The sequence below is a fragment of the Streptomyces sp. NPDC001002 genome (assembly GCF_053599215.1).
In genome coordinates, this window is the sequence record NZ_JBSFLV010000049.1 from 57,879 (window position 1) to 68,395 (window position 10,517).

Below are 10,517 nucleotides of genomic sequence, written 5' to 3' on the forward strand. Positions count from 1 at the left end.
ATGAGGGTGCCCCCGGGATCCGTACGATCCCGGGGGCACCCCTTTTCGTATGTCTGCGTCTATGACTGGACGGCGATGAACGTGGCCGTCAGGAGCGCGGCCCCCGAGCCCGCCAGCACCCAGCCGAGCCGGATGCGGCCGAGGCCGCCGGCCACCACGACAGAGGCGAGCAGCAGCGCGCCGCCCAGCGGCACCCACGCGTACAGGACGCCCGCGAGTCCGCAGCGGAAGACCTCGTCCGTGCCGGGCTTGACGACCACCGTGTAGGAGTGGCCCTTCTGCACCGCGACCGTCTTCTCCATGACGACCCGGGAGCGCGGCTGCGAGCCGGCGGAGACCGGCGTGTAGGCACCGGTGCAGGTGTCCCCTTCGCACCGCGCGATCTCGACCGTGCCCTGCTCGCGCCCCTTGGTGAGCATCACGTACTGGGCGCTGCCCCACGACGCCCACACACCGGCGACCATGATCAGCACCGCGATCGTCCCCATCGCCGCGAGCCGCCCCAGCCGCAGTGCGGCGACCGAGGCCTGGCGGGAGGTGGTGGCTGTGGCGGGCATGGCCGGGATCATTGGCCATGGCCCTGCGCGCGGTCAACTCGGGTCGGCCCGGGCGGGCGACAAGTCAGGAGTTGTACGTGCTTTGCGCCCGCTCAAGCCCTTCGAGGACCAGCGCCTCCGCCGCGTCGGTGGCGCGGTCGACCAGGTAGTCGAGTTCCTTGCGCTCGGTGCCGGAGAAGTCCTTCAGCACGAAGTCGGCGACCTGCATCCGCCCCGGCGGCCGGCCGATCCCGAACCGCACCCGGTGGTAGTCGGGACCCATCGCCTTCGTCATCGACTTCAGCCCGTTGTGGCCGTTGTCCCCGCCGCCCAGCTTCAGCCGCAGGGTCCCGTAGTCGATGTCCAGCTCGTCGTGCACGGCCACGACGTTGGCCAGCGGCACCTTGTAGAAGTCGCGCAGCGCGTTCACCGGGCCGCCCGAGAGGTTCATGTACGACATCGGCTTCGCCAGGATCACCCGCCGGTTCGCCGGTCCAGGCGGCCCGATCCGCCCCTCGACGACCTGCGCCTGCGCCTTGCCGGCCCGCTTGAACTTCCCCCCGATCCGCTCCGCCAGCAGATCGGCCACCATGAAGCCCACGTTGTGCCGGTTCCGCGCGTACTCCGGACCCGGATTCCCGAGCCCCACGATCAGCCAGGGGGCATTGGCGTCGGTCGTCACGTCCATGTCTCCATTGCTGTGCTTTTCGGGGGACACCCCCCCCGGACCCCCGGCAGCCGGCCGCTGCCCCCGGAGGGAACAGCGGCCGGCGAAACGGTGATGAGCTGAGGCTCAGGCCTCCGTGGACTCGGCCTCGGCGTCGTCCGCGGCGGCCTCTTCCGCCTGGGCGGCCAGGACCTGGAGGACGACCGCGTCCTCGTCGATGGCCAGGGTGGTGCCGGCCGGGAGCGGGATGTCCTTGGCGGCGATGGAGGCGCCGGCCTCCAGGCCCGCGATGGAGACGGTGACCGACTCGGGGATGTTGGTCGCCTCGGCCTCGACGGTCAGCGTGCTCAGCACGTGCTCGAGAAGGTACGCACCCGGGGCCAGCTCGCCCTCGGTGTGGACGTAGACCTCGACGGTGACCTTCTCGCCGCGCTTCACCAGGAGCAGGTCGACGTGCTCCAGGAAGCCCTTGACGGCGTCACGCTGGACGGCCTTCGGGATCGCGAGCTCGGTCTTGCCCTCGATGTCCAGGGAGAGCAGGACGTTCGGGGTGCGCAGGGCGAGCAGCAGCTCGTGGCCCGGCAGCGTGATGTGGACCGGGTCGACACCGTGGCCGTAGACCACGCCGGGGACCTTCTTGTCACGGCGGATGCGGCGGGCGGCGCCCTTGCCGAACTCGGTGCGGGTCTCGGCGGCGAGCTTGACCTCGGACATGTTCACTCCTCGTAGAAAAAGCTGGGGAAGGTGGTCACCCGGCCGAACATCGGCCTGCTACGAAGAGCGCGTCGATAACGGACCGCCGTATCCGAGAACGGGTACGGCCTCCCTCGCCGAGCAACTGGGTCAGCTTACTGGGCGGGGAGGCCGTACCAGAAATCGATCTTCAGGGGCCTACTGCTCGTCGAACAGGCTCGTCACGGAGCCGTCCTCGAAGACCTCGCGCACCGCGCTCGCGATCGTCGGCGCGATCGACAGCACGGTGATCTTGTCGAGGTCCTGACTCAGCTCACCCGGCGTCGGCAGGGTGTCGGTGAGGATGAACTCGCTGACCCGGGAGTTCTTCAGCCGGTCCGCGGCGGGCCCGGACAGCACGCCGTGCGTGGCCGTCACGATGACGTCCTCCGCACCGTGCGCGAACAGCGCGTCCGCGGCGGCGCAGATCGTGCCGCCGGTGTCGATCATGTCGTCGACGAGCACGCACACCCGGCCCTCGACCTCGCCGACCACCTCGTGCACGGTGACCTGGTTGGCGACGTCCTTGTCCCGGCGCTTGTGCACGATGGCGAGCGGGGCACCGAGGCGGTCGCACCAGCGGTCCGCGACCCGAACGCGGCCGGCGTCCGGGGAGACGACCGTCAGCTTGTCCTTGTCGACCTTGCCGCCCACGTAGTCCGCGAGCAGCGGCAGCGCGAAGAGATGGTCGACCGGGCCGTCGAAGAAGCCCTGGATCTGGTCGGTGTGCAGATCGACGGTCAGGATGCGGTGCGCGCCCGCCGTCTTCATCAGGTCCGCGACCAGGCGCGCCGAGATGGGCTCGCGGCCGCGGTGCTTCTTGTCCTGCCGGGCATAGCCGTAGAAGGGCACGATCACCGTGATGGAACGGGCCGAGGCCCGCTTCAGCGCGTCGATCATGATCAGCTGCTCCATGATCCACTGGTTGATCGGAGCCGTGTGGCTCTGGATCACGAAGCAGTCCGCGCCGCGCACCGACTCCTCGAAACGGACGTAGATCTCGCCGTTCGCGAAGTCGAAGGCCTTGGTCGGGACGACCCCGACACCCAGCTGCTGGGCGACCTCCTTGGCAAGCTCGGGGTGGGCGCGGCCGGAGAAGAACATCATCTTCTTCTCGCCGGTCGTCTTGATCCCGGTCACAGCACTGTCTCCTCAGAGGTTCATCAACTGGGTGTGCGTTTATCACGGTACGCCGTGTTCGACGCACCCGTTTCCGGTCAGTCTTCGCTCTCGCCCTGGCCCGAGGCCGCCTCGGCCGCCTTCGCCGCCGCGCTCCCCGGACGCTTACGGGCCACCCAACCCTCGATATTCCGCTGCTGGCCCCGGGCCACGGCCAGCGAACCGGGCGGTACGTCCTTCGTGATCACGGACCCGGCGGCGGTGTACGCGCCGTCCCCGACCGTGACAGGCGCCACAAACATGTTGTCCGAACCGGTCCGGCAGTGCGAGCCCACGGTGGTGTGGTGCTTGTCCTGTCCGTCGTAGTTCACGAACACGCTGGCCGCGCCGATGTTGGTGTACTCGCCGATCGTCGCGTCCCCCACATAGGAGAGGTGCGGGACCTTCGTGCCCTCGCCGATGGAGGCGTTCTTGGTCTCGACGTATGTCCCGATCTTGCCCTTGGCGCCGAGCCGGGTGCCGGGCCGGAGGTAGGCGAAGGGGCCCACGGTCGCGTTCGCGCCGATGTGCGCGGAGTCCGACACCGTGGTGTCCACGCGCGCGCCCGCCTCGACCCGGGTGTCCGTGAGCCGGCTGTTGGGGCCGACCTCCGCGCCCTCGCCGAGATGCGTGGAGCCGTGCAGCTCCGTGCCCGGGTGCACGATCGCGTCCTGCTCGAAGGTGACGGTGACGTCGATCCAGGTCGTCGCGGGGTCGATGACGCTCACGCCGCCGAGCATGGCGGCGGTCAGCAGCCGGTCGTTCAGGATCCGCCGGGCCTGCGCCAGCTGCACGCGGTTGTTGATCCCGGCGATCTCCCGGTGGTCCCCGGCGACGGAGGCGCCGACCCGGTGCCCGGCCTCCCGCAGGATGCCGAGCACGTCCGTCAGGTACTCCTCGCCCTGGCTGTTGTCCGTGCGCACCTTCTTCAGCGCGTCCGCCAGCAGCTGCCCGTCGAACGCGAACACCCCCGAGTTGATCTCCCGGATCGTCCGCTGCGCCTCGCTCGCGTCCTTGTGCTCGACGATCTCGACCACGGCGCCGGTGACGTCGTCCCGCACGATCCGCCCGTAGCCGGTGGCGTCCGGGACCTCGGCGGTCAGCACGGTGACGGCATTGCCGTCCGCGGAGTGCGTCCCGGCGAGCCGGCGCAGGGTCTCGCCGGTCAGCAGCGGGGTGTCCCCGCACACGACCACGACGGTCCCGTCCACGGAACCGCCGAGCTCTTCGAGACCGATCCGTACGGCGTGCCCGGTGCCGTTCTGCTCCGCCTGCACCGCGGTGCGTACGGCGGGGTCGATCACGCCGAGATGCGCGGTGACCTTCTCGCGTGCGTGCCCGACGACCACGACGAGGTTCTCCGGCGCCAACTCACGCGCGGCGGCGAGCACATGGCCCACCAGGGAACGGCCGCAGATCTCATGGAGGACCTTGGGTGTGGCCGACTTCATACGGGTGCCCTCACCCGCTGCGAGAACGACGACGGCTGCCGGGCGAATGGCGCTCACGGGGTTGCCCTTCGGCTGTGGATGAGGTGGGGACATCCGAAGGATACCGGGGCGTTTCTTGGGGGACATGAGAGTGGGCCCTGACAGTGCTGTCAGGGCCCGAAGCGCGTTGCTGGATGCGGGTGTTGCTCCCCCGCCAGGACTCGAACCCGGACAAATGGCACCAAAAGCCACTGTGCTGCCAATTACACCACGGGGGAATGAGCACGACTGGGGTCGATGTCCAGCCGGGCTGCCTGGTGGCGGCTCCTACTATGCCGTACAGGACGCCCTCGACGCGACGGGTCTTCGTCCGTACCGGGTCCTCGCCCCGCCGTCGAAACTCATCGGAAAGCGAGCGGTGGCGCCCGTAGGCTGGAGGCATGACCACGACGGGGGAAGAACACACCACGGGCCGGGGAGGGCCGTGGTGGTGGACCAGGTGGCGCAGTGCCGTACTGGACGTCGGGCTCGCGGCGGCATCCGCCGTGGAGTGCGCGTTCGAGGGGATCCACTTCGCGCGGGACGCGGGGATCCCGCTCGCCGCGGGCATCGTGTTCGGGGTGCTGGCCGGTTCGGCGCTGCTGTTCCGGCGGAAGTGGCCGATCGCCGTCGTGCTGGTGGCGATCGCGATCACGCCGGCCCAGATGGGCTACCTGATGGGCATCGTCGGCCTCTACACGCTGGCCGCCTCGGAGCTGCCGCGCCGGATCATCGCCTCGCTGGCCGGGATGTCGTTGGTCGGGATGCTGATCGTGATGTTCGTGCGGGTCCGCCAGGACATGGCGCGCGGGGATCTGGACCTCGGCGACTGGTTCGTGCCGTTCGCCGCCATCACCACCGCGATCGGGATGACCGCGCCGCCGCTGCTGCTCGGGCTGTACGTCGGGGCGCGGCGGCGGCTGATGGAGAGCCTGCGGGAGCGGGCGGACAGCCTTGAGCGCGAGTTGCAGCTGCTGGCCGAGCGGGCGGAGGAGCGGGCCGAGTGGGCCCGCAACGAGGAGCGGACCCGGATCGCGCGCGACATGCACGACGTCGTCGCGCACCGGGTGAGCCTGATGGTCGTGCACGCGGCCGCCCTCCAGGCGGTGGCGCGGAAGGACCCGGAGAAGGCCGTCAGGAACGCCGCGCTGGTCGGTGACATGGGGCGCCAGGCGCTCACCGAACTCCGCGAGATGCTCGGCGTGCTGCGCAGCGGGGAGGGCTCCCGGCGTACGGAGCCTTCGGTGCCCTTGGCGGCGGTGGGGGTCGCGGCGGCGGTCGTCGCGTCTCGCTTCGCGGATGACGGGGAGGGGCCCTGTCTTGAGGAACTGGACGAACTGATCGGGCAGTCGGCCGCGGCGGGGATGGTCGTGGATCTGTCGGTGGAAGGTGATGTCCGGCTCTACGCGGCGGAGGTCGAGGAGACGGCGTATCGGGTTGTGCAGGAAGCGCTGACGAACGTGCATAAGCATGCGGCCGGGGCGAAGACGCATGTTCGTTTGGCGCACCGGGTTTCCGAGATCGCCATGCAGGTGGAGAACGAGCCTCCGCCGGAGGTTTCGTCGGCTTCCTCCGCGCGGTTGCCTTCCGGCGGTAACGGGTTGGTCGGCATGAAGGAGCGGGTGACTGCTCTGGGCGGGGTTTTTGTCTCCGGGCCTACCGATGCCGGGGGTTATCGGGTTTCGGCGGTCATTCCGGCTTAGCCCTTCGGGGGTGCGCGTTCTCGGTTGTCGGTTGGCTGCGGGTCGTGGGGGCTGGTCGCGCAGTTCCCCGCGCCCCTAGGGGCGTTGCAGGGACGGCGATTTCCAGTGCCCTCCGGATGGCCCGCTGCCGGTCAGGCCGTTGTCAGGCGTGGGGGGTCGATTCCCGTCACCAGGGTCGTCAAGGCCTGGTCGATCGTGAGGCCCAGGTACCAGTCGCCCGTGTGGTCCAGGGCGTAGACGCGGCCTTCCATGTCCATGGCCAGGAGGGCGTGGGTGTCGGTTTCCGTGCCCAGGGGAGTGACCTCCGTGTCGAGGGCGCGGCCGAGGTCGCCGAGGGTGCGGGCCATGTGGAGGCCGTGCAGGGGGTCGATGTGGACCGCGGCGGGGGCGATCTGGCGGCCGGGGCCCGTCGGCTTGATGTGCAGGCCGCCGAACTCCGCCCAGGCCTCGACCGCGGCCGGGAAGACGGCGTGGCGGTGGCCGGCCGGCGACTCGTGCTCGCGCAGGGTGTCGGCCCAGAACTCGGCCTGTTTTATGTCCCAGCGCCCGGGCTGCCACCCCGCCGCGCGCAGCGCTGCGTCGAGGGGGACGGCGAATCTCGTGGAGGTGCGGTCGGCGTGCATCTGCCCTTCGTTCGTCGAGGTCATGGGTGGGCGCCGACGGGCGCCGTGGTGCGGGGGCGGGGGGAGAGAGGGGTCAGTCGTCGGCCGCCGCCGGGTCGACGACACGGACGCCGAAGTGCGCGCTGAGCGCGGCGCACGCGCGGCACGGGGCGGCGAAGCTGCCGTGCAGGGGGTCGCCGTCCTCGCGGATGCGGCGCGCGGTGAGCTTGGACTGCTTCAGGGCCCGCCGGGCCTCGCCGTGGGTCAGCGGCTTGCGCGCGGCCCGCTTGCTGCGTTCGGCGTCGACGGCGGATATGTGCCGCGAGATCAGGATCGTCTCGGCGCACCGGCCAGTGAAACGGTCGCGCTGGGCGCTGGTGAGGGTGTCCAGGAAGTCCTGCACGAGCGGGTGCAGCTCGGGCGGCTGGTCACCGCGGGCGGCCGTGCCGGTGAGGGTGGCGCCGCGGACCGAGAGCGCGGCGGCGACGGTCGGGAGTATGCCGTCACGCCGGTGGTGGAGGGCAGGTGTGTGCTCGGCCTCGGCGCTCCAGCCGACGCGCGGATCGCCGGTGCGCGGATCGTCGTAGGCACCGTGCCGGTCGCCGTACGCACCACCGCGCGGGTCGCCCGGCCGACCGGTCCCGGAACCGCCGGACGGTCTGCCGCCGGGGTCCGTATGTGGACCCGTCTGCGTCGCGTTCATGATCGTCATCCCCTCCCGAGCATCCCCCCGGAGCACACAGAGTGCCAAATTCCGTGGCTGGTGCGGAAGCTGGGGCCACACGACACGCCCGGGTTTGGGCAGGCAGTCACGGCGCTGTGACGGCCGGTCACGGAAGCGGAGGGCGGCTGACCGGCGCCCGGTGACCGGTGCGGTCGTACCGCATAGGCTGTCCGCACCGCGTCCGCGCGGTCGACGCCCGGTGCCACACGGCGGTCGGCGCGCGGTGTCGGACGAGGTGAGGTCGAGACGGAAGTCCAGACGGACGTCGAGACGGACGAGACAGTCGATACGGGGCGTAATGGACGGCCGGACCGGTCATCGCGCGCCGTACAGAGTGCCGCAGGGGGCAACCGCCATGACGACAGGTCGGCTCGGGCAAGCCGCGCCGCCGAACGCGGCCTACGCCGGGCAGGTCGTGCATTTCCCGGACCCGGTCCGGGCGGCCCGTCACCCCAGAGGGGTGCGGGTGGACGAGCACGGTTACCCCGACTTCTCCGCCTACGCGCGTGTGGCGGCGGAGATCGCCGATCCGCCGGAGGGTTTCGGGGTCGACGAACTGCGCCTGACGGACTACGTGTCGGCGAACGCGGCGCTTGCCGCCTCCGGGCACGAGCTGTGGGACACGGTGCCCGCGGTGGCCACCCCGCACGGCTGGACCTGGCACCACGTGCGCGGCGGCCGACGCCTCGAACTGGTCCCGGTCGAGGTGAAGGCGCTGCTGCGGCACCACGGCGGTATCGCCACGGGCAACGTCGACCAGAACAAGCGCGGCACGCGCCCGCTCCAGGAGACCCGCCCCACCCACTTCGGGCTGCCGAAGTCCGGGGTGGCGGTGACGGAGACGCAGGTGCAGGGCGTCGAGGAGGACCTCGGCTACCGACTGCCGGGCGCCTACCGCTCGTTCCTGAAGGCGGCGGGCGGCTGCGCGCCGGTGGGCACGGCGCTCGACGCCGACCTCGGCCTGCTGATCGACCAGCCCTTCTTCACGGTCCGCGAGGAGGCGGCGGTCAACGACCTCGTCTACGTGAACAAGTGCCTGCGCGACCATCTCACCAAGGACTATCTGTGCGTCGCCTTCGTCCAGGGCGGACTGCTCGCGGTGAAGGTGAAGGGCGAACGGATCGGTTCGGTCTGGTTCTGCGCCTACGACGACGCCCGCGACGTCGATCCCTCGTGGCCGCCGGCCGACCGCGTGGCGCGGCTGCTGCTGCCGTGCGGCGAGGACTTCGACACGTTCCTCTCCCGACTCGCGGGCTCTCCGCCGGAGTTGGAGACCGTGGCGAACCTGATGGTGGACGGCGGTTTCGCGCAGGCGGTGCCGACGGCGGCTTCGGTGGGGGAGTGACTTCTCGATGGTGACGTTCGCGCAGGCGCAGGAGCGCGCGGAGGAATGGATCAACGGCGATGTGCCGTCGTACCAGCATCGCGAGGTGCGGGTACGGGAGTTCGAGCTCGGCTTCGTGGTGTGGGCCGAGGACCGCGCCGACGGACCGCGCTCGGACGGCGGCGCGCAGCGGCTGGTGATCGCCCGCGACAGCGGCGAGGCGACCCTGTGGCCCGCGCTGCCGGTGGGCGAGGTCGTCCGCCGCTACGAGGAGGAGTACGGCCGCCCGGACGAGCCCACGGACGCCGTGCCGGCGGCTTCGGCGCGGGTGGATCTGAACCAGACGTCCTTCCTGCTGAGCCCGCCGGAGTGGTTGCAGGAGGCGGCGGACAAGCTGGGGATCCAGGATCGCCGCAGTGCCTCCAGCGGTTCTGCGGCGAGTGCCGGTGCCGGTGCGGCTTCCGGTGGTGGGGCGTTGCCCGAGACGCAGGCTGGGGCTCCGGTGGGGTCGACTCCCGCTCCGGGGGCGCCTGTTGGGCAGGGCGGCGGTGCGCAGTGGCCGCAGGCCGGAGGCGGTGCGGGGGTGCCCGACGGGGCCACTCCCTGGGCCGGGACCGACACCAACGCCGATGGCGGTGAGGACCGTTCGGTACCGCTGCCGGCAACGGTCTTCGCACCGCCGGTGAGCGACTCGAACGACACGCCTCCCGACGCCCAGACCGCGCTCATGTCGGGCGGCAGCCAGCTCCCGCCGACGGCGGAGGAACGGGCACTCGACGCTTCCCGCGGACCGGGTACGCCGGGGGCGCAGGGAGGGCCCGGTGGGCGGGGAGCGCCCGGTGGGCGGGGAGCCACGCCGCCGGCGGCTCCGCCGGCCGGGTCGTCGTACGGGTACCCGCAGGGCGCGGCCGGTCCCGGTGCGCCGGGGACGCCACCGCCCGCGCAGAGCGGTTCTTCTTCTTACGGCTTCCCGCAGAGTGCCCCCAACTCGCCCGGCGGGCAGGGGAGTTCGCAGTCCGGGTCGGGTGCTTCTTCTTACGGGTATCCGCTGGACGCTCCGGGTGCGCCGCAGTCGTCGGGTGCGGGTGGTCCTGGTGGGCCGGGCGCGCCGGGGACTCCGGCCGCGCCGGGCGGTTCGTCCTACGGTTATCCGCAGGGTGGTCCGGGTGCGGCGCAGTCGTCGGGTGGTTCTGGTGCGCCGAGCGCGCCGGGGGCTCCGCCGGCCGGGCCGAGCGGCTCTTCGTACGGCTATCCGCAAGGCGCCCCGGGTGCCTCGCAGTCGCCCGCCGGTCCTGGTGCGCCGAGCGCCCCGGGCGGGTCGGGTGCGCCGGGGGCTCCGGCTGGGCCGGGGGGTTCTTCCTACGGTTATCCGCAGGGCGCTCCCGGTGCTCCTCAGCCCCCCGCCGGTCCCGGTGTGCCGGCCGCGCCGGTCGCGCCGCCGGATGCGGGGGACATCGCCGATGCCGCCACGAGCAAGGCCGGGCCTCCGCCGCGACGGGCGCGGGGCGCGGGGAACAACCCGCCGCCTCCGCCGAGCGCCCCGGGGGCGTTCGTGGTCATGCAGGCACGGTAACGGGGGGTGTGCTCAGTTCTCGAACGAGA

General features: G+C 71.5%; 9 protein-coding genes, 1 tRNA gene and 1 pseudogene. 3 read left to right on the forward strand and 8 right to left on the reverse strand.

What is annotated here, in order from left to right; translation table 11 throughout:
* Positions 1–59: 59 nt before the first annotated feature.
* The 6 genes from ACWDR3_RS23015 to ACWDR3_RS23040 all read right to left on the reverse strand — a co-directional run bounded on the left by ACWDR3_RS23015 (position 60) and on the right by ACWDR3_RS23040 (position 4,801).
* On the reverse strand, positions 60–569 hold the full coding sequence (locus ACWDR3_RS23015; protein WP_450354404.1) for a hypothetical protein: 510 nt from the start codon (positions 567–569) through the stop codon (positions 60–62).
* A gap of 52 nt (positions 570–621) precedes the next feature.
* Positions 622–1,224, reverse strand: a complete 603-nt coding sequence (gene pth, locus ACWDR3_RS23020; RefSeq protein WP_450354405.1) for an aminoacyl-tRNA hydrolase — start codon at positions 1,222–1,224, stop codon at positions 622–624.
* Between the two features lie 105 nt (positions 1,225–1,329).
* Entirely contained in the window at positions 1,330–1,917 is a 588-nt protein-coding gene (locus tag ACWDR3_RS23025) for a 50S ribosomal protein L25/general stress protein Ctc (RefSeq protein ID WP_450354406.1), read from the reverse strand.
* A gap of 177 nt (positions 1,918–2,094) precedes the next feature.
* Entirely contained in the window at positions 2,095–3,075 is a 981-nt protein-coding gene (locus tag ACWDR3_RS23030; protein ID WP_450354408.1) for a ribose-phosphate diphosphokinase, read from the reverse strand.
* A gap of 77 nt (positions 3,076–3,152) precedes the next feature.
* Positions 3,153–4,601 carry a bifunctional UDP-N-acetylglucosamine diphosphorylase/glucosamine-1-phosphate N-acetyltransferase GlmU gene (glmU, locus tag ACWDR3_RS23035; RefSeq protein WP_450354409.1) on the reverse strand — a complete coding sequence of 483 codons (1,449 nt, stop codon included), beginning with the start codon at positions 4,599–4,601 and terminating at the stop codon, positions 3,153–3,155.
* 128 nt (positions 4,602–4,729) lie between these two features.
* Positions 4,730–4,801, reverse strand: a tRNA-Gln gene (locus ACWDR3_RS23040).
* 162 nt (positions 4,802–4,963) lie between these two features.
* Between ACWDR3_RS23040 and ACWDR3_RS23045 the strand changes: the two genes are divergently transcribed.
* The gene (locus tag ACWDR3_RS23045) at positions 4,964–6,265 is read left to right on the forward strand and encodes a sensor histidine kinase (protein WP_450354410.1); all 1,302 of its coding nucleotides are present in this window, start codon (positions 4,964–4,966) and stop codon (positions 6,263–6,265) included.
* Between the two features lie 131 nt (positions 6,266–6,396).
* Here the strand turns inward: ACWDR3_RS23045 and ACWDR3_RS23050 are convergent, their stop codons facing one another.
* Positions 6,397–6,888 carry an SUKH-3 domain-containing protein gene (locus ACWDR3_RS23050; protein ID WP_450354414.1) on the reverse strand — a complete coding sequence of 164 codons (492 nt, stop codon included), beginning with the start codon at positions 6,886–6,888 and terminating at the stop codon, positions 6,397–6,399.
* 73 nt (positions 6,889–6,961) lie between these two features.
* Positions 6,962–7,579, reverse strand: a complete 618-nt coding sequence (locus ACWDR3_RS23055; protein WP_450354411.1) for a YwqJ-related putative deaminase — start codon at positions 7,577–7,579, stop codon at positions 6,962–6,964.
* 367 nt (positions 7,580–7,946) lie between these two features.
* On the opposite strand from ACWDR3_RS23055, the gene ACWDR3_RS23060 reads away from it, so the two are divergent.
* A complete protein-coding gene (locus ACWDR3_RS23060) occupies positions 7,947–8,936 on the forward strand; it encodes an SMI1/KNR4 family protein (RefSeq protein WP_450354412.1) in 990 nt (329 codons plus the stop codon).
* A 7-nt stretch (positions 8,937–8,943) separates the two neighbouring features.
* Positions 8,944–10,362 (forward strand): annotated as a pseudogene (locus ACWDR3_RS23065) (SUKH-4 family immunity protein); the annotation flags it as partial.
* Positions 10,363–10,517 lie beyond the last annotated feature (155 nt).